The 17,721-nt window shown below is 59.9% G+C and carries 18 protein-coding genes; 11 read left to right on the plus strand and 7 right to left on the minus strand.

What is annotated here, in order from left to right; genetic code table 11:
• The first annotated feature begins 443 nt into the window (after positions 1 to 443).
• From NW827_RS05325 to NW827_RS05335, 3 genes are all read left to right on the plus strand, one after another.
• Positions 444 to 785 carry a DUF3155 domain-containing protein gene (locus tag NW827_RS05325; RefSeq protein WP_414404115.1) on the plus strand — a complete coding sequence of 114 codons (342 nt, stop codon included), beginning with the start codon at positions 444 to 446 and terminating at the stop codon, positions 783 to 785.
• Positions 786 to 1,116: 331 nt separating this feature from the next.
• A complete protein-coding gene (locus NW827_RS05330) occupies positions 1,117 to 2,244 on the plus strand; it encodes a sugar phosphate nucleotidyltransferase (RefSeq protein ID WP_414362151.1) in 1,128 nt (375 codons plus the stop codon).
• Positions 2,216 to 2,968 (plus strand): GvpL/GvpF family gas vesicle protein, encoded by a 753-nt coding sequence (locus NW827_RS05335; protein ID WP_414404114.1) that lies wholly within the window; start codon positions 2,216 to 2,218, stop codon positions 2,966 to 2,968. Before NW827_RS05330 ends, NW827_RS05335 begins: the two co-directional genes overlap by 29 nt.
• Before the next feature lie 85 nt (positions 2,969 to 3,053).
• On the opposite strand, the gene NW827_RS05340 is transcribed toward NW827_RS05335, so the two are convergent.
• On the minus strand, positions 3,054 to 3,806 hold the full coding sequence (locus NW827_RS05340) for a DUF561 domain-containing protein (RefSeq protein WP_414404113.1): 753 nt from the start codon (positions 3,804 to 3,806) through the stop codon (positions 3,054 to 3,056).
• 350 nt (positions 3,807 to 4,156) lie between these two features.
• Here NW827_RS05340 and speB point away from each other — a divergent pair, with 350 nt between their 5' ends.
• The 4 genes from speB (at position 4,157) to proC (ending at position 7,724) form a co-directional block, all read left to right on the plus strand.
• A complete protein-coding gene (gene speB / locus NW827_RS05345; RefSeq protein WP_414362145.1) occupies positions 4,157 to 5,158 on the plus strand; it encodes an agmatinase in 1,002 nt (333 codons plus the stop codon).
• Between the two features lie 159 nt (positions 5,159 to 5,317).
• Positions 5,318 to 6,040 carry a YggS family pyridoxal phosphate-dependent enzyme gene (locus NW827_RS05350; RefSeq protein WP_414362143.1) on the plus strand — a complete coding sequence of 241 codons (723 nt, stop codon included), beginning with the start codon at positions 5,318 to 5,320 and terminating at the stop codon, positions 6,038 to 6,040.
• 296 nt (positions 6,041 to 6,336) lie between these two features.
• The gene (locus tag NW827_RS05355) at positions 6,337 to 6,915 is read left to right on the plus strand and encodes a cell division protein SepF (protein ID WP_414404112.1); all 579 of its coding nucleotides are present in this window, start codon (positions 6,337 to 6,339) and stop codon (positions 6,913 to 6,915) included.
• A 5-nt stretch (positions 6,916 to 6,920) separates the two neighbouring features.
• Positions 6,921 to 7,724, plus strand: a complete 804-nt coding sequence (proC, locus tag NW827_RS05360) for a pyrroline-5-carboxylate reductase (RefSeq protein ID WP_414404111.1) — start codon at positions 6,921 to 6,923, stop codon at positions 7,722 to 7,724.
• On the opposite strand, the gene NW827_RS05365 is transcribed toward proC, so the two are convergent.
• The 4 genes from NW827_RS05365 to NW827_RS05380 form a co-directional block, all read right to left on the minus strand.
• Positions 7,710 to 8,927 carry an NAD(P)/FAD-dependent oxidoreductase gene (locus NW827_RS05365; RefSeq protein WP_414362139.1) on the minus strand — a complete coding sequence of 406 codons (1,218 nt, stop codon included), beginning with the start codon at positions 8,925 to 8,927 and terminating at the stop codon, positions 7,710 to 7,712. The two genes, proC and NW827_RS05365, sit on opposite strands and share 15 nt — an antisense overlap.
• 47 nt (positions 8,928 to 8,974) lie before the next feature.
• Positions 8,975 to 10,246 (minus strand): MDR family MFS transporter, encoded by a 1,272-nt coding sequence (locus tag NW827_RS05370; RefSeq protein WP_414404110.1) that lies wholly within the window; start codon positions 10,244 to 10,246, stop codon positions 8,975 to 8,977.
• A 65-nt stretch (positions 10,247 to 10,311) separates the two neighbouring features.
• Positions 10,312 to 10,461, minus strand: coding sequence for a hypothetical protein (locus NW827_RS05375; protein WP_414362136.1), 150 nt, complete (start codon positions 10,459 to 10,461; stop codon positions 10,312 to 10,314).
• Positions 10,462 to 10,690: 229 nt separating this feature from the next.
• Positions 10,691 to 10,984 (minus strand): hypothetical protein, encoded by a 294-nt coding sequence (locus tag NW827_RS05380; protein WP_414503422.1) that lies wholly within the window; start codon positions 10,982 to 10,984, stop codon positions 10,691 to 10,693.
• A gap of 220 nt (positions 10,985 to 11,204) precedes the next feature.
• On the opposite strand from NW827_RS05380, the gene NW827_RS05385 reads away from it, so the two are divergent.
• The 4 genes from NW827_RS05385 to NW827_RS05400 all read left to right on the plus strand — a co-directional run bounded on the left by NW827_RS05385 (position 11,205) and on the right by NW827_RS05400 (position 14,872).
• Complete coding sequence (locus NW827_RS05385) at positions 11,205 to 11,447, plus strand: Ycf34 family protein (protein ID WP_414362132.1); 243 nt, start codon at positions 11,205 to 11,207, stop codon at positions 11,445 to 11,447.
• Between the two features lie 125 nt (positions 11,448 to 11,572).
• Positions 11,573 to 12,586 (plus strand): oxygen-dependent coproporphyrinogen oxidase, encoded by a 1,014-nt coding sequence (gene hemF, locus NW827_RS05390; protein WP_414404108.1) that lies wholly within the window; start codon positions 11,573 to 11,575, stop codon positions 12,584 to 12,586.
• A gap of 35 nt (positions 12,587 to 12,621) precedes the next feature.
• Positions 12,622 to 13,323 (plus strand): alpha/beta hydrolase, encoded by a 702-nt coding sequence (locus tag NW827_RS05395; protein ID WP_414404107.1) that lies wholly within the window; start codon positions 12,622 to 12,624, stop codon positions 13,321 to 13,323.
• A 79-nt stretch (positions 13,324 to 13,402) separates the two neighbouring features.
• Complete coding sequence (locus NW827_RS05400; protein WP_414404106.1) at positions 13,403 to 14,872, plus strand: hypothetical protein; 1,470 nt, start codon at positions 13,403 to 13,405, stop codon at positions 14,870 to 14,872.
• Here NW827_RS05400 and NW827_RS05405 read toward each other — a convergent pair.
• Both NW827_RS05405 and NW827_RS05410 read right to left on the minus strand, forming a co-directional pair.
• The gene (locus NW827_RS05405; protein WP_414404105.1) at positions 14,869 to 15,765 is read right to left on the minus strand and encodes a putative CRISPR-associated protein; all 897 of its coding nucleotides are present in this window, start codon (positions 15,763 to 15,765) and stop codon (positions 14,869 to 14,871) included. The genes NW827_RS05400 and NW827_RS05405 overlap by 4 nt on opposite strands.
• Positions 15,766 to 15,885: 120 nt before the next feature.
• Positions 15,886 to 17,475 carry an ArnT family glycosyltransferase gene (locus tag NW827_RS05410; RefSeq protein WP_414503423.1) on the minus strand — a complete coding sequence of 530 codons (1,590 nt, stop codon included), beginning with the start codon at positions 17,473 to 17,475 and terminating at the stop codon, positions 15,886 to 15,888.
• Positions 17,476 to 17,721: the final 246 nt, after the last annotated feature.

The raw sequence follows: 17,721 nt of genomic DNA on the forward strand, positions 1-17,721 counted from the left end.
CCCAGACCCACTAGAAACGCCAATTTCCTCATGGCCAAAATTCCCTGTCGTCGACACTGGCACAGTCCTACCTGGAGACAGGGTAGCAAGAGGCCTGGCCTCTGTCCAAGGGTTTAGCCCAATCCAGGAGAGCAGGCCTAGTATCTTGTAGAAATAGAGAATTGGTTGTAGAATTTCGGCAGAGTTGGCCAAGGATTATTCCTTTTGGCAGGGCTAAGTTTGCCATATTGGTAGCCAACTGCTTACCTTCTGAAGTGGAGAGTGTCTATAGCAGAGCTTGGATACCTGCTCTGCTAGTGGCATTTCTTTATCAATTGAGGATAAGTGCTAGCTTTTTGTTTCTGTTAACGATGATAACGAGAGCCGCAGGATCTATTGATTTTCTTAAGCAAACCTGATATATTCTTTGCGACTGTTTCGTAATCTTTCCTAGGAGGTTTACATTGGTCAGGAAAAGAAAGCGCAAGAGCCGTCGCCGCTTGGAAGGGCGCAAGATTTTAGATCTTATTCCTCAATATAAGCTAGAGAGCGGTGAAGAGAAGTCCGTTACTGCTGCTAGAAGATACATTCAGGAAAACTCTATTCAGCCGCCGGCACTCATACTGGTTCGACGCAATGAGCATACTGTCGACCGCTTCTTCTGGGCAGAGAAAGGGCTATTTGGTGCTCAATACGTTGAAGAAAACCACTTTCTTTTTCCGAGCTTACGGTCTCTCCTAGCCAAGGTTGCAGCCGAGAAACCAGAGAAGAAGCCTTCCAAAGCTCTGGCCACTGCCCCTCAGTAGCTTCTGCTCTCCCTTTTTCAGCTTCGGAAGCTGAGCTCCCCCTGTTGGGGGATTTGTTCTGTAGGGGAGAAAGCACAAGCTCCTTCCCGCTCCAGCTCTCCTCAAACAGCACTGCAGGGCAGCCAAGTCTTTTCCCGATTGGGCTAGCCGCAGAGTGTTACCCGAAGGAGAGGGGAGGATCTGGGCGGCTTCGGTGGGGCTGCCGGGCAGGTCTAAGCTGGAGCGTCGTCTCCTTGTGAGAATAGGAGCTAAAGGGCTAGTCTCCCCCTCATTTAGTAAAGTCAATCCTAGTAGGGTGAAAAACACAGAAGCCTAGAGGAGAGACAAAGGCATGAAGGCCATGATCCTGGCGGCCGGCAAGGGGACACGGGTACGGCCCATCACCTACATGATGCCGAAGCCAATGATCCCCATTTTGCACAAGCCTGTTATGGAGTTTTTGGTGGAGCTGCTGCGGGAACATGGCTTTGACCAGATCATGATCAACACCAGCCACCTTGCTCACCAGATTGAGGACTACTTCCGCGATGGCCAGCAGTGGGGAGTACACATTGGCTTTTCCTTCGAGGGCCATTTTGAGAACGGCCAGCCGGTGGCCGAGCCTCTAGGATCTGCTGGCGGTATGCGCAAGATCCAGGATTTCTCTGGCTTTTTCGATAGCACCTTCGTGGTACTCTGCGGCGACGCTCTGGTTGACCTCAACCTAACCGAGGTGGTCAATTTCCACAAGTCTAAGGGGGCGCTGGCCACAGTAGTGCTGCGGGAGGTGGATCCCAGCCAGGTCTCTAGCTATGGGGTGGTGGTAACTGATGAAACAGGTCGGGTTACTGCTTTCCAAGAAAAGCCAAGGCAGGAAGAGGCGCTTAGCAACACCATCAACGCGGGCATCTACGTCTTTGAGCCAGAGGTGTTTGACTATATTCCCCCCGGCCGCCCCTACGACATCGGCAGCGATCTCTTCCCTACTTTGGTAAAAGTCGGCGCTCCCTTCTACGGCATCAAAGCTGACTTCCAGTGGGTGGACATTGGCCGTACCCACGATTACTGGCTGGCTGTGCAAAAGGTGCTGCGCGGGGAGATCAAGGGTGTTAAGGTACCCGGGATCCAAATTCGGCCCGGTGTCTGGACAGGGATCAACATTCGCGCCAACTGGGATCGCATCCACATTGAGCCGCCGGTATACATCGGGGCCAGTACCTACCTGGCAGACGGGGTGAAGCTCATCGGCCCCACGGCCATTGGCTACGGCTGTGTGTTAAACGAGGGGTGCACGCTGGAGGGCAGCCTTATCTTCAACTACACCCAGATTGCGGCAGGGGTGACGTTGCGCCACCAGATGGTGATGGGTCGCTACTGCATTTCCTCTGATGGCAAGGCCATCGACACGGAAGAATCCAACCTCACCTGGCTCATTGGAGATGCCCGCAGCTATGCCAACGGTAAGTCCCAACCCTACTAGTGCCCTCTACCTCTACGGGATTGTCGCTGCCCCCGGCCCGCGCCACCTAAAGGTGGTGGGATTGGACAAGCAGCCGGTGCGGGTTCACGTGCTGGGATCTCTAGCCTTCCTCTATTCCCAAGCCTGCCAGGAGCGCTACCTGGCTAGCCGGGCCAACTTGCTGGCCCACGAGGCCGTTTTGGAAAGCGTTATCAAGGAAGGTCACCGCGCCCTGCTGCCGCTGCAGTTTGGCCTGGTGGTGGGTAGTTGGGATCAGGTAGAACAGGATCTGGTTAAACCGCGCCTGAGCGATCTGTTGGTCCTGCTGCAGCGCCTGGAGGGCAAACGGGAAGTAGGGGTGAAGGTTTTCTGGGATCCCGAGCGGGAGCTGCAGTTGGAGCTAGAAGAAAACCCGGCCCTGAAAGCCCGCCGTGATGAGCTGGCTGGCACTCCGCTGGGACTGGAGGCCGTTGTGGAAATTGGGCGGGCTTTGGAGCAACTTTTGGAGCAGCGACGCCGGCGCATTGCCCAGACTTTTACAGCTGCCCTTGCTCCCCTGGCTAGCGACTGCGTTGAAGGAGAGCTGCTGACCAAGAACATGGCCTACAACAGCGCCTTTCTCATCAACTGGGAAGATGAGCCCGCCTTTGCCCAAAAAGTGGAGGAGCTGGATCACGCCTTTCAGGGTCGCCTGCGCATTCGCTACAACAACCTCACGGCCCCCTACAATTTTGTGAAGCTTTGATCCCCTGGCTAACTACCTAGTGGGTAGGCTTCCCCGTTGGAGAAATGGCGCCTAGCGCCCCTTGCCACCTTAGCCCGCAAGCCAGTTAGACCAGAGCAGGTAGGTGGAATCCGACCAAGGCTTCTCGGAGGGCCCGCACCTGGGCCACCATGGCCACCTCGTCCTGGAGGCGACTGACGGCCTTGCCCACCCCCACCGCCGAGGCACCGGCAGCAATGGCCAGGCGCACCGTTACCGTTGAGAGGCCGGAGGCGCAGATGACCGGCACCGAGACCACCCGGCTAATCTCGTAAGCAGCAGCCAGCGTGGGAGCAGCCTTCTCGATCAGGCCCAGCGAGCCGCCGTGGCGCGGTTCGGCACTGCTGCTGCCCTCGGTTTGGATGAAATCAGCCCCCAGCTCCTCCAGTTTCTCCGCCAGTTCCGCCTGCTGATCTAAGGGCAGCGTGTGGGGGACAGTAACCGATAGAAGGGTGCGGGGCAGGAGCGCGCGAGTTTGACGGGTGAGCTCCAAAACCTCTTCTGCAGAGAAGACGCGGCCTGAAGGGTAAAAGCTGTCGTAGTTGCCGATTTCGGCCATGTCAGCTCCTGCCTGCACTGCAGCAGCCAATTGCTGCGGATTCACTGCTGACACGCAGATGGGCAGCTCAACTTGGGCCCGCACCGCCTGCACCAACTCAGGACTGGCAGCAATATCTACCCAGGTAGCCCCCCCCTCTTGGGCGGCACGAGTAATTTTCAGCACGGACTCGCGGTCAAAGTTTTGTAGGCCGCTGATGATCTTGAGGGCACGGCGCTGGGCAAGAGCGTCAAAAAGAGCAGCTTGAGAAGCAGGGGTCATAGGAGCCTCAGGTCAGCTTGTCCAAAAAGACGGAACGGGGAAGAGAAAGTCAAGGGGCCTGGCTAAGGCAGTACCGTTGGTACTCCAGCCGACTAAGGTGGGGGGATCCTTACGCAGTCCACAACCGGACCCGTAAAGACATTGTCAAGCTGTCCCTCCACAGTTTCTTGAGGCAAAGCCCCAAGGAGATTAGGCTGGAACCTCTTTGCCGTTTGGTGCAGCCCTCGCGTAAGACCCGCACAGATGCTTGCCACCCGTCGGGTTTTTCACCAGAATTAGGCAGCTCGTTGGCATCCAAGAAGCTGGCTTGCGAGCCGCACCTATAATTATCTAGCAGGCTGCAGCGTTGGTTGGCAACTAAAGTTGCCTACGGGCTTTTCCGCGCCGCCCTGGAGTACGCCCTTTCAACACCCTTTACAATAGGGATCCCTGCCTGCTCTTTTGCTATGTATCGCTCTCCCCTGCCTTTTTTGGGCCTGCCTGAGTCGGATCCCGAGGTGGCCCAGGCTATTCTCTTGCCCGTCCCTTACGAGGCTACCACCTCCTACGGCAAAGGTACGGCCAAAGGCCCCCAAGCCCTGCTAGAGGCTTCGGCCTATGTGGAGATCTACGACGAGGTGAGGGACTGCCAGCCGGCCCTCCGCCCCAACTGCTGCGAAGCCATCTCCCGCTACTGGACGGCGCCGCCGGTGGAGTTCGAGGGGCTAGACAGCCACGAGCTGGCCATGGCCAAAATTCAGCGCTGCGCCGCCCAGTGGGTCAGGCCAGGACGGTTTTTGCTCTCTATTGGCGGCGAGCACTCCATCACTGGCCCCTTGATTGCCGCCCACTTGGTGCATTACCCAGAGCTGCACGTGCTGCAGATTGATGCCCACTGTGACCTCAGAGATAGCTATGAGGGATCCCGCTACTCCCACGCCTCGGCCATGGCGCGGGTAGTTGAGCAAGTGGGCAGCCGCCTTACCCAGGTGGGGATCCGCTCCCTCTGTGCCGAAGACCGCCAGGCCATTCGCAAGCACCGCCTGCACACCTTCTTTGCCCACAGCCTGCACGGCAGGCCAGCCCAGGAGTGGATCCCCGAGGTAATCGCCACGTTGGGCCCCCAAGTGTACCTAACGGTGGATGTGGACGGCCTAGATCCCGCAGTCGTGCCGGCCACGGGCACCCCTGAGCCTGGGGGGCTGGGCTGGTGGGAAACAGTGGAGCTCATCCGGGCTCTGGGGCAGCAGCGGCAGATTGTTGGCGCCGATGTGGTGGAGCTGGCAGTTACCGGCGAGCAGGAAACCGATCGCCGCAGCGCTTTTACCGTTGCCAAGCTGGCCTATCAAATCTTGGCTGCGGCCTTGGGTTAAGCTCTAGAAGAGCCTCTGTTACCCCTCTTTCCGCTACCGGAGGGCTGCCTCCTGGCCCCTAGGCTCTAGACCTCCACTCCAGAAGCGTCTAGACCTAGACAAGATGAGGACTGGCCTCTCGGTCGAGATCTTCTGCTAGCTTCCTAGGTGGCTCCAGCCATGGCTCTGCCTTCTTCCAGCGTGCTTGAACCGGCACTGCCCCCTGTTGACGAAGAGCTTATCCACCGCCGCATTCAGGCCATCCGTGCCCAGATCCCCAGCCATGTGGAGATCATGGCGGTGAGCAAGGGCTACAGCGTCAACCACATCCGCGCCGCCTATCGAGCTGGCATCCGCCACTTCGGCGAAAGTCGAGTGCAAGAGGCAGCCGGCAAACAGGCGCAGCTGCAGGACTTGACCGACATTGTCTGGCACCTGATTGGACACCTCCAGACCAATAAAGTAAAGCCGGCCCTCAAGCAATTTGCCTGGATTGACAGCGTCGATAGCCTGCGCCTGGCCAAGCTGATAGACCAGAAAGCGGGGGAGCTTCAGCTTACCCCCAAGCTCTGCCTGCAAGTAAAATTAGCCCCTGATCCCAACAAATTCGGCTGGCTTATCCCCGACCTGCTCCAGAGCCTGCCTCAACTCAACCAACTGCTGCAAGTGGAAATTGTGGGCCTGATGACGATCCTACCCCTGGGCCTTAGCGCAGAAGCTGCCTTGGAGCTGTTTCGCAAGCTGGCTGAGCTGGCTGAGTCCATTCGGCAAAGCGGCTACGAGCGCCTGCAATTACATACTCTCTCAATGGGTATGTCCGACGACTACCTGCTAGCAGTGGCAGCAGGCTCTAACTTCATTCGACTGGGGCGCGCTTTGTTTGCCGGTGCTGAGCGGCGATAGATATATTGTGAAGCCCTGGGGTTGTGATTAAATTTGTGTGAACCCCACAGGGCACTTTGGAGGGAGAAAGCTGGGTTGCTTGGGGTAGTCCCTCAGGTTGGCAGCTTCCTGCGCCAACGCCCTCTTAACTTGGGTCTCTGCTTAGGCTCTAAGGCTTAAGTGCCGCGCTCTCCGTAGACTTAGGGTAGGTAGTGAGGATGCAAGGGATGAATGTCAGTGGAATCTGGAGCAGGGTAAGGGATTTTGTAGGCTTAAATGATCCTGCGGATAACCTGGAGGAGTACTCTGAATCTGAGATGGATGGGCAGGACGACTATCAACTTCTCTACGAAAGACGCCGTTCTCCAGGAGCTACTTCTTCTCCTAGCGAGGAAGAAGCAGAGCCCTCCTTGCGGGGACGGCGGCAGCGCTCAGTAGAAGCTGGAGAAGGGCCTCTCCATCGGGAAGAGCCGCGTGGTCATCGGCGCAGTCAGCCCCATCGGGAGCGCTCAGGAGGGGGTATGGGAAGCAACGTCATTGGATTGCCTGGCATTAGCCAGCCTACCAACGAGGTGGTGGTGCTGGAGCCACGCAGCTTTGATGAGATGGCCCAGGTTATCCAATACCTGCGTGAGCGCAAGACGGTAATCATGAACCTAAGCCTGATGGATCCCGCCGAAGCCCAGCGTTCTGTGGACTTTGTTGCTGGCGGCACCTATGCCATTGACGGCCATCAGGAGCGGATTGGGGAGAATATTTTTTTATTCACCCCCAGCACGGTAACCATCTCTACCCCTAGTAGCCAAGTTATGCAGCCGCTGCAGCGCCCTTTGCAAAACCCCACCCCCCTCTGGCCTAGCAGCTATGAACACCTGCAAGCGGTAGGCCAGCACTAGTTACCATGAAGCAACCGCTATTATGTGTCATTGGGGGCGGAGCCATGGGATCCGCCCTGCTGCGGCGTTGGGTGGCAGCGGGAGTTTATCCCCCAGAGCAGCTGGCGTTGCGAGAGCCCGACCCAGCCAGGGCCAAGAGTCTACAGCAGGAGCTGGGCATTCGGCTGTTGGCAGATCCCTCTGAGGCGGGGGAGTCTGAGATTTTATTTTTGGCCGTCAAGCCTCAGGTCTTCCCCCAGGTGGTGGCAGAGATAGGCCAGCCGGCGGCCACAGAGTTGGTCGTTTCTATTATGGCCGGGATCCCATTGCAGCAGTTGCAGCAGGCTTTTCCCCAGCAGAGGGTGGTGCGCACCATGCCCAACACGCCAGCGCTGGTGGGAGCAGGGATCACCGCTATTTGCTACGGGCCAGGAGTAACGCCTGGCCAGGTAGAGCAGGTGGAGAAGCTGTTTCGCGCCGTGGGCGAGGTGGTGACGGTGGCCGAAAGCCAAATGGATGCGGTGACCGCTCTCTCGGGGTCGGGGCCGGGGTATTTAGCGGTGATCCTGGAAGCGTTAATTGACGGGGGGGTGGGGGTGGGGTTGCCGCGCCCCCTTGCCACCCAACTGGCCATGCAGACCCTAGTGGGCACTGCTGCCCTTTTACAGCAAGAGAAGCTCCACCCCGCCCTCCTCAAGGATCAAGTGACCAGCCCGGGGGGAACGACCATCGCCGGGCTCCAGGCCCTGGAAGAGGGGGGAGTGCGGGGGGCCTTGATGCGGGCAGTGCGGGCAGCCTACGAGCGCTCCCGCCAGCTACAGGGCTCCTAGGGCCTGCCAGAGCGGGCGGGTGATCCAGTTCCACCCCACTTTGAGCTGGTGCTCCAGGGTAGGTAGGCGCACTAGGTAGACGGCTCGCCGCGCCAAGTAGCCCAGGGGCCCGGTTAGAGTGAGTCCGCCGAGACCAGAAAGCACCGCTGCATCCGTCCCCAAGCTAAGCATTTCCCCCAGAGAGAAGTAGCGGAACGGCAGCAGGGGCCGCTCCTGGGTGAGCAAGGCCCACAGGTTCCAAGCGCAATAGCCAGCCTGTTGAAAAGCTGCTTGGGCGGTGGCGGGCACCGGCTGGCCTTCGGCATCCACCACCGCCGCTACGTCTCCCAGGGCAAACACTTCTGGAAAGGTGGGAGTTTGCAGGGTGGGCAAAACCTGCAACCGCCCCCGCTCACTTTTGGGCAGATCCAGGTCGGCAATCACTGCTGCCGGTCGGGTTCCGACGGTCCACAGCACCGCATCCACGAGAGCGGTGGCCATCTCTTGGGCTTCCCGTCGCTGCAGCCGCAGGCGGAAGGGAGGGGCGCTGTTTTCTTCCACGGCCTCGATCCCAAGCACCTTGGTCTGCAGCTCCACTCGCACCTGCCGCCTAGCCAGCGCCGCCTGGGCTGCCTCCCGGGTGGAGGGGGTAAACCCTGGCAAAATCTGGGATCCCAGCTCGACAAGGCAGATCTGCCCTCGGGATCCCAGCCGGTCTGCCAATTTGCAGGCTAGCTCCACACCGCTTGCTCCCGCCCCAACAATGGCCAGAGTTATCGGCTGAGCCGCCTCCCGCGCCTCTAGAGTTTTCAGGTGGGCCCGCAGCCGTTGGGCGTCGGCCAGGGTGCGGAAGGGAAAGGCAAACTCCGCTGCTCCCGGCACGCCTTCTAGAGGGGTCTCCCCTCCCAGTGCCAGCACCAAGGCGTCGTACTCCAGGCTTTGCCCCTCTCTCAGCAGGACGCGGCGGGCTTTCAGGTCAATGGACTGCACAGAGCCCTGGCAAAACTGCACCGACTCTGGCGGCAGCAGATCCTGAAAGCGGGGGGCTACCTCCCAGTCTTCCAGCTCGCCCGTGAGCAGCTCGTAGAGCAACGGAGCAAAGACAAAGCGCTCCTGCCGATCCACCAGAGTAATCTGTGGCGGCTCCGGCCAAGGTCGGCGGATGAGCTCCAGGGCTGTGTACAACCCGCCAAAGCCACCCCCAAGAATGCCAATACGACTCATGCTGCAAGGGTTGAAGGTAACATCAGCTTAACAAACCATCCCGCCTCCTACCCTAGGGCTCTGCCTTGGGCAGGGGGAGGGGCGGTTGCTGCATTAACCCTGCAGGGTAGGAGGCCATCCAAGAGGCCGAGGATCCCCCAAACCAGGCCGACGGTAGACACCCAGAGGAGCCACAGCCCTCCTGCCCAGGGGGGCGGCAGATCCAGAGCCATCCCCCCGATTAGTGGCCCAAGGGCAAAGCCGGCTGCCCAACAGAGGGAGTTGACCGACAAATACACCCCTCGCAGATGAGCTGGAGCCAGATCCGCCACCAACGCCGACGCCGAGGGGTTGTAGCTCACCAAGGCCAACGAGAGCACCGCCAAGGCCAAAGCCGCCATCCCCCTAGCTGGCATCGCTCCCCACTGGGCTGCCAAGCTGCTAAGCCAAACCAACCCAAAACCCAGCCCCCATAGTAGAGCGGATCCCTGGAGGGCGCGGACCCGCGTCCAGCGATTGAGCCAACGAGCTGCTGGCAGCTGCAGCAGGGCAATGAGGGCGCCGTGCAGGGCAAACAACGGGCCAATCTGTACCTCAGGGATCCCAGCCCCCTTGCGCAAGTAAAGGGGCAAGCTGCTGCTGAGCTGGGCAATGTAGGTGGTGAAGAAAAGGTTGGCCAGGGCAAACACCACCAGGGAGCGATCCCTCAGGGCGGCTTTCCAGCCGGCCCACAGGGGCTCTGCCGCCGACTGAGTGACCCGAGTTTCCTGAACGCAACACCAGAGCAGGGCTAGAAAAATCAAGTAGGTGAGGCCGTCGATCACAAACAAGAGGCGGTAGTTCTTCGTTAGGGCTACCAAGGCACTGGCCATGGCCACGCCGAGGCTGAGGCCCAAGTTATCCCCCAGGCGGTTGAGGGCATAGGCTTCGTTGCGCTGCTCGCGCGTGGTTAGGTCGGCTACAATTGCCTCCACTGGTGGCCAGTACAAACCTTGACCCATCCCTGCTACCAGACTGGCTAGGGCAAAACTGTAGAAACCCTGGGAGAGGGCAAACCCAAACGAGCCAGCAGCAGAAATGGCCAGCGAGAGGATCAAAGTGGAGCGGCGGCCCCAAGCGCCGTCAGCCATTGAGCCGCCAAGGATGCGGCCAAGCACCCCACTTAAAGCCATGAGGCCTAGCCCCAGCCCCACTTGAGTGGCCCTTAGCCCCACCTGGTCAACGAAAAAGAGGGGGGCGTAGAAGAGGGCAAAGCCGGTTCCGGTTTGGGAAAGCAACCGACCGACGAAGATTAGCCAGACCTGAAAGCTGAGCTGTGGCCACCAGGAAGGGATCCGCATAGGAGATACAACGGGAGACAAGTTACCTAGCCTACGGGATCCCGCTTGTTGGCGCCAGATCCAGCTCAGCAGGCAGAGCACTCGGCGGGAGCCAGCGGCTCCTCCTCCAGGGATCCGGCGGAAACCGCAATTAACTCCCCTACATTGAGGTATTCGCTCAACAGCCGCGCCAACCGGTACACTCGGTAGTCGATCTGGATCGAGTGATTTTCCATCACCTCACATTACCCCTGCACGTCAACGGTCTTGCAGCCATTCTTGAGCTAGCCGTAGACCGCCTGTCGCCTTCCTCAGCTAGGAAGTGCCAACGGCAAAGGGGTCAGGCCGCGAGGCTGCTGGATCCAACTATAACAAAGTTTGACAAATCTTTAAACAACCCTTAAGGAGAAAGCGCTGCTGTCCCCGCCCCCAGCTCCTCCCCGGGGCCGCCAGGTTAGACCGCTGCTAGCTGATGGCCACCGGCGACTTGGCTGCCGCAGTGCGCCCTTCCTCTTCTTCCGGTGGAACAGCCACAAACTCGATGTGGTTGAGCAGCGTCGTCACGAAGGCAAAGAGCAGAAAAGGCAGGGAGATGACCAAGATCAGCGCGATGGTGAGAAAGGCGTAGAGGGGGCTGTTCATCAAAGAGAGGGCAGCGCCCAGGCCGGCAAAGACCACGATTAGCCAAACGATGATCTGGCCGTAGATATCCCCAAAGGAGAGGGTGCAGGTAAAGCGGTAGCGGGTGTGGGTGTTCATGGCAATTCCTCGGGATAGCCTGCTTGGCTTGATCCTGACCAGAAACCAAGCCTTAGCCTCATGGGTGGATGAGTATCCTGAGATTTTAGACGAGAGAAGGGGAAATGCCTCTTTTTCCTAAGAAATGTCTCAGGAACTTGGTTGAACAGGCCGGATCCCCCGTCTTTCCGCAGACAGGATGCTATTGTCGAGATCACAAACGCTTTCGGGTAGGCAGCAGATGTGTATTTGTATCCACTGCTACTATGTAGATCGCTGCACCACCTATCACGCCGTGGAAGCGCAGCACCAACAGCCCCACCTCACCCTGACGCCGGATTTTGAGCCGCAAGGACCCCAGATCAACGTCAACATCCGCAACGGCGGCACCGAGATGGAGTGGGATGTGGTGGCCTGCCAGAGTTTTCGCGAGGAGCGGAACAAGTGGGCAAGGCTCCGCCCCCACGCGGTCGTTCCCACTTAAAACTAGAGTAATCTAGAGATGGCCTAGAGCGCTGAGAAGAGTTCTCCGCGCCTGCAAGGCTTGAGACGAGGGTCTGCCCTTGGGGGGGAGTTGTTTCGTCCATTTCGAGAGACGGGAAGACGATGATGCTGACCGCAAGCCCGACAGCACCGCCGCGGGATGCTCGTCAACGAGTAAGCCAGTTTATGCGACAACTCCAGGATGAGATCTGTGCTCGACTAGAGGCCCTGGACGGCAAAGCCAAGTTTCGCGAGGACAGTTGGGAGCGTCCTGGCGGTGGCGGCGGTCGCTCGCGGGTTATCCAGCAGGGAGGCGTGTTTGAGCAAGGAGGGGTTAATTTTTCCGAGGTGTTCGGATCGCAGCTGCCCCCCTCGATCCTCAAGCAGCGTCCAGAGACAGCAGGTCATTCCTTCTACGCCACCGGCACTTCCATGGTGTTGCACCCCCGCAACCCTTATGTGCCAACAGTTCACCTCAACTACCGCTATTTCGAGGCGGGGCCGGTGTGGTGGTTTGGCGGCGGCATGGATCTCACCCCCTACTACTTGTTTGAGGAGGATGCAACCCATTTTCACCGCACCATCAAGGCGGCCTGCGACCGGCTGGATCCGGCCTACTACCCCGCTTTTAAGATCTGGTGCGACCGCTACTTCTTCTTGCCCCATCGGGGTGAAGCCCGCGGCGTTGGTGGCATTTTCTTTGATTATCAAGACGACCGGCCGGGGCTCCTCTACCGTCCTGAGGGGGAGGCAGAAGCGGATCCCGAACAGCTTGCCTCTGAGCCGCCGCCACTCCAGGTGCGGGTGGGATCCCGCAGTTGGGAACATCTTTTTGAGCTGGTGCGAGGGTGTGCTGAGGCGTTCTTGCCGGCCTATGTGCCGATTGTAGAGCGGCGGCAGGGGATGGAATGGGGGGAGCGGGAGCGACAGTTCCAGCTCTACCGGCGCGGGCGCTATGTGGAGTTTAACCTAGTCTACGACCGGGGCACGCTCTTTGGGCTGCAGACCCAGGGCCGCACCGAGTCGATCCTAATGTCGTTGCCGCCGTTGGTGCGCTGGGAATACGGCTACGAGCCCCCGCCCAATAGCTGGGAAGCCAAGCTCTACGAAGTGCTGCGCCAGCCCCGGGAGTGGGTCTAGGCCCGCAATAGGCGTCCCTCTTCCAGAGGAGTGCAGTGTCTTCCTCTCTGCCCCTTGCCTACCGCTTTCAACCCCCCCGCCAAGCTGGGCCTGGAAAGGCGCCGGTGCTGGTGATGCTGCACGGGATCGGCAGCCACGAGGGGGATCTCCTCCAGTTGGCCCCTTACTTGGATCCCCGCCTAGCGGTAATTAGCCTAAGGGCGCCGCTTCCCTGGGGGGCGGGCGGCTTTGCCTGGTTTGAAATGGCCTGGACGCCGGAAGGGCTGGTGGGGGATCCGGAGCAAGCCCGCCGCAGCCGGGAGCTTTTAAGCCACTTTCTGGATCAGGGGATCCCGAGTCTGGGTTTGGATCCGGCGCAGGTGTACTTGCTGGGGTTTAGCCAGGGGGCAATTATGAGCTTGTATCTGGCTCTCACCCAGCCTGAAAAGCTGGCCGGGGTGGTGGCAATTAGCGGTCGCCTTTCGCCAGAGATCCTAGCTGAGGCGGTAGAGCCCGCCCGGCTGCAGCACCTCAGTATCCTGGTGGTTCACGGCACCGCCGATGCCGTCTTGCCGGTGGCTTTTGGCCGCCAGATCCGCGACTACTTTACCTCTTTGCCCCTAAGCTTGACCTATCGCGAGTACGCAATGGGTCACGAGGTTTCCCCAGAAAGTTTGCGGGATATCCAAGGGTGGTTGCAAAGTCAGTTGGACAAACCCTGGGCAAGGGAAAGGGCTGGCGAAGCTCCCTCGCAGTAGGGCAAGATCCCGCTAGCCTCCTGGCGCCCAAAGGCAAACTGTACAATAGCGGCAAAGTTCTTGCCCCCTGAGCGTCTCAGTGAACGGCGGCCAGCCTCTCTACGACATTCTCATCCTCTCCAACGGTCCCGGCGAGCTGCTTACCTGGGTGCGGCCAGTCGTCCTAGAATTGCGCCAGCAACTGCCCCAGGCCCGTCTTTCTCTGGTGCTCTCTCCTTGTCCGCATGCCTCTGGACAAGAGATGAAGATAGCGGAGGAATTTATCCAGGTCGATCGGGTGCAGGATCCGGATTTTTTTCTGGCTTTTCTGCTCACGGGTCAGACCGAAGAAGCCTGGGATTGGGCCAAGCGGGGGGTGGTGCTGTTTCTAGGAGGGGATCAGTTTTTTGCCGTCTGGATTGCCCGTCGTCTGCGCTACCGCCTGGTGGTGTATGCGGAGCAGCGACCCCGCTGGCAACCCTGGGTAGACGCTTTTGCTGTGCGCACAGAGGAGATCAAACGCCGCTACGACGGGGGACGCCTCCTAGGCCACTGCTGGGCTGCCAAAATGCACGTGGTCGGGGATCTGATGGCCGATGGCGTGGCCAGTGCTGTCTACTTGCCGGGCGTGCCCCTTGCCGGCTGGCTCAGCAGCCGCTCCCTTCCCGCCCAGCCTTCTACCCCTCAGGCCATGTCCGGGTTTTCCTCTCTGACGCAAATGGGCCACCTCTCCTCCGATCCCCTCGAGGAGCAAACGGCGCCAGCAAAGGTGGAGAACTGCTCCGCCGACGAAGCTTTGCTGCCGCGCGGCTGGCAACGTCTTAGCGAGAGCAACCGCACCCACTACCAGGTGGGGCTGCTCCCCGGCTCCAAGCCGGCCAAGCTCTCCCTGGGGGTGCCGCTGGTGCTGGCGGTGGCGGATGAGTTGCGCCAGTTGCTGCCCAACGTCCGCTTCGTCATCCCAGTGGCTCCCGGCCAGACGCCACAATCGCTGGCGGCCTATGCCCATCCCAAGCTCAACCCCGATATGGCCGTGATTTACGGCACCTCGGCCACTCTGGAGCAAACCAATCTGGGATCCCACTTCGTCACCCCCTTTGGCACCACGGTACACCTGTGGACCAGCTTCCCCGCCTATTCGGTGCTGGCCAATTGCGACCTGTGTCTAACTACAGTCGGCGCCAACACTGCCGAGCTGGCTTACTTGGGGGTGCCAATGGTGGTGGCGATCCCCACCAACAAGCTGGAGGCGATGCGTGCCTGGGGTGGGATCCCTGGCCTGTTGGCTCGCCTGCCCGGTCTGGGCCCCTGGCTGGCCCGCCTTATCAACAGAATTGCCCTGCGGTGGCTGGGTTACCTGGCTTGGCCAAACCTCTGGGCAGGACGTGAGGTGGTGCCGGAGCTGCGAGGACACTTGCGCCCGGCCCAGGTAGCCGAACAGATGCGGGCCCTGTTGACTGATCCCGAGCGGCGTCAACAGATGCAGGCGGAATTGCGGCGTCTGGGGGGCAAGCCGGGTGCGGCTCAGGCCATCGTGCAACTCGTGGCCCAGCAGTTGAGCAAAAGCTAGAGGAGGCGACCGAGGCGCTCCCGCAGCTCGGCAGCGGCCTGCTCTAGGTGTTCGGGAGTATAGCCGGTGGTCTCTACCCTAACGGCAAGGTGGGTGTCCTGGCTTTCGTGGAGATGGATCCACAAAATGTGGCGGCCGTCTGCGGTTTTGCGGTTGGCGGCCTTGACGCCGTTTTTGGGGGCAGCGTAGGCGCTTGGGTCGTAGCGAACCAGATCTACCCAGGGCAGGTCGCGCAGGAGTTTTTCCACCTTGACCCAACTGCGAGGACGGTGATGGCTGCTGTCGCTGCGCAATTGGATGACCTGGGAGCGATCTCGACCAGAATCCGGCAAGCTTGCCCGCGGGATCCGCGGCTGAACTTGCGGTTGCAGATAGGGCAAATACACCAAAGATTTGTATTGCTCGTGGATGTAGCAAACCGGGATCCCCAATTGGCTGCCCACCACGGCCATGACCATGGCCTGGGCTTTAAACCCCCCGGTGGCGGCAAAGGTGACGATCCCCTTGGCGCTCTCGGCCAACTGTTGCAACAGCTTGGCCATCCGCTCCAGCGAGGATCCCTCTAGCTCGTAGTTGATGCCGGGGAGGGGCAGCAGGGAAACCTGCTGCTGGCCCAGCGCTTTTTCAAAAAAGAGCTGCAAAATCTGGGCACACTCCAGTCCTTCAGGGGTTTCGGAGTACAGCAAAATCAAGACATCCTGCGGAGTGGGATCCAGCCGGTAGTAGGTGTTGGTTTCGGCGCTGATTAGTTCCAAGTCTGTTTTTTTCATCCAGGCCAAGGCCCGTTCTGGATCGCCGATGGTTTTTTGGCCGACCCAAGGGCGCTGCGGCTGCAGGTCTTTGTCTAGGTTGGTAAGCAGAGAGGTGCCCACCGTCATGATGATGGTCTGCATGAGTTCCTCGCCAACTTTTGAAGCAATAGACTATTAGGCTAGCCAAGCCCAGAAGCTCGGCCCATCTGCCCTTGGCAGTTCCTGGGGGGGTGCGTTAGTGGGCAGAAAAAGCCGTAGCCCTCAGCGCCGGCGGGAGTAGGGACGAGGATAGGGTTGGCGCATCCGCCGAGCCAGGTACACCTGAAAGGTTTGGGCCACTGCCCCCGCCCGCCGCAGGGGAATCTCTGCCACTGGCTCAATTTGTTCAAAGTAGGTGCCGTAGGCGGCCGGGATCCCTGCTCTTGGCTGAAACAGTTTGGAGGTAATCAGCAGGCCATCCTGCCCCAGCCACTCTTCAGGTTGTGACCAAAAGGCAAAGCCGCGCAGATCCTCATCCAGGCAAGTGATGGGCTTCTCCGTCAGCGGTGCCAAGGCCATGCCAATCTGGCCGCCCAAAAAGTAAGCGTTCGTGAAAATGAAATCCGCCTCCGCCAGAGCCTGGGCCAAGCGGGGATCCGCCTGAAATGGCCGCCGCAACTGTTCGATGTCAATCAACTGAGTCGAGGGATCCCGTTCCACCGGCCACAGGCCCAGACCGCCAGGCGCTTGCAGCAGCCCGTAGCGCACATGGGCCAGCCCCACCCCCACCAACAGGCTCACCGCCACCGCCGTTCCTGCCAAGAGCCGCCTTGCCTCCGGCCACCTTTCCCAGCGGGATCCCAAAAGCAAGCTCAGCACCCAGAACCCCGGCATCGGCCAGGTGGGCAAAATGGGCCGATAGCCCCCCATCAAGGTAAAAGCCAGCACCAGCGGCAGCCCACAGGCCAAGATCAAAAGATGCTTCAGCTCTCGATCCGTGAGGCGTCTTCCCTGAAAAAGCGCCAACCCCACCCGCCCGCCCTCAGCCAAGCTCAGCCCCAGCAAAGGGATCCCCAAGGTTGGGAAAAGATAAAAAATTTCCGCCAGCACCGTCAGCCCCAGATCCTGCAGGCGGTAGCCAGTCTCCGGCACCGCTCGCCCCCCCTGGAAGCGAAAGGAGACCCAATCCTGCTGGGCGTTCCAGATCAGCACCGGGCTGAAGGCCGCCAAGAACCCCAGCACTGCCAAGAGCGCCCATCCCGACCGGAGGGCGCAGCGGTGGGCTGAGCTGAGCAGACAAAAGAGCACCAGGCCAAACCCCACCGCCAGGCCGTGGTATTTGCCCAGGCAGGCCAGCCCCACCAATAGCCCCATCAGGGCTAGCCGCGGCCCCGGTCGGTAGCGAGCTGCCCCATAGGCTCCCAATTTCCCCTCCGCCAAGGGAGCTGGAAAAAACTCCTGGGCAGCCACCCACAGGGTTGCTGCCGTAAAAAGCATCAGCGGGCTATCCGGCAGGGTCAGCACCCCAAACCCAATCCAGAAAATGGGCGCGATGCTGATGGTTGCTAGAGCAATCAGCCCCGCCTGCAGCGAAAAAAGCCGCGCCGCCGTGAGGTAAAGCAATAGGGAAGAGCCGCTGTAAACCAGCAGGGATCCCAATCGAATTGAAAAAGCCGACACCTGCCCCGTCAGAAGAGGTCCCAGGCCTGTGGTCCAGGCCACCAGCGGTGGATGGTCAAAATAGCTCCAGTCCAGATGGCGAGTGTAGAGGTAGTAGTAGGCTTCGTCAAAGCCCGGCGGCAACAGAGCAGCCACCCAGCAGCGCAGAAGCAGGCCCAACCCCAAAATCCACAGAGCAGCCCGCGGCAGCACAGGGGATCCCTTTGAGCGCGTGGACAGGTGTTATTGTCTCAGCTTTGGCCAACCTTGCCTTCCCTTGTTGGCTGGAAGGAGCTATCAGGATAGGTTGAGCCTAAGGCGTTGCCTCCGGCAGCTTTACCGGACACCCCAAAAGATGGCCCAATTGTTCCGCTTCCACCATTGCCTTACTACCATCAGAACCAAAACTCAGGCGCAACAAAGTCTCTCCCGAGTGCAACTCCACCTCTACTGAAAAAA

Source organism: Synechococcus sp. H70.1, assembly GCF_047502705.1.
Taxonomy (GTDB): domain Bacteria; phylum Cyanobacteriota; class Cyanobacteriia; order Thermostichales; family Thermostichaceae; genus Thermostichus.

Coding starts and splice junctions, on each gene's coding strand:
- NW827_RS05330 (WP_414362151.1), top strand. CDS start 1,117: ATGAAGGCCATGATCCTGGCGGCCGGCAAGGGGACACGGGTACGGCCC.
- NW827_RS05335 (WP_414404114.1), top strand. CDS start 2,216: ATGCCAACGGTAAGTCCCAACCCTACTAGTGCCCTCTACCTCTACGGG.
- NW827_RS05340 (WP_414404113.1), bottom strand. CDS start 3,806: ATGACCCCTGCTTCTCAAGCTGCTCTTTTTGACGCTCTTGCCCAGCGC.
- NW827_RS05350 (WP_414362143.1), top strand. CDS start 5,318: ATGGCTCTGCCTTCTTCCAGCGTGCTTGAACCGGCACTGCCCCCTGTT.
- NW827_RS05355 (WP_414404112.1), top strand. CDS start 6,337: ATGGATGGGCAGGACGACTATCAACTTCTCTACGAAAGACGCCGTTCT.
- proC (WP_414404111.1), top strand. CDS start 6,921: ATGAAGCAACCGCTATTATGTGTCATTGGGGGCGGAGCCATGGGATCC.
- NW827_RS05365 (WP_414362139.1), bottom strand. CDS start 8,927: ATGAGTCGTATTGGCATTCTTGGGGGTGGCTTTGGCGGGTTGTACACA.
- NW827_RS05370 (WP_414404110.1), bottom strand. CDS start 10,246: ATGCGGATCCCTTCCTGGTGGCCACAGCTCAGCTTTCAGGTCTGGCTA.
- NW827_RS05375 (WP_414362136.1), bottom strand. CDS start 10,461: ATGGAAAATCACTCGATCCAGATCGACTACCGAGTGTACCGGTTGGCG.
- NW827_RS05380 (WP_414503422.1), bottom strand. CDS start 10,984: ATGAACACCCACACCCGCTACCGCTTTACCTGCACCCTCTCCTTTGGG.
- NW827_RS05385 (WP_414362132.1), top strand. CDS start 11,205: ATGTGTATTTGTATCCACTGCTACTATGTAGATCGCTGCACCACCTAT.
- hemF (WP_414404108.1), top strand. CDS start 11,573: ATGCTGACCGCAAGCCCGACAGCACCGCCGCGGGATGCTCGTCAACGA.
- NW827_RS05405 (WP_414404105.1), bottom strand. CDS start 15,765: ATGCAGACCATCATCATGACGGTGGGCACCTCTCTGCTTACCAACCTA.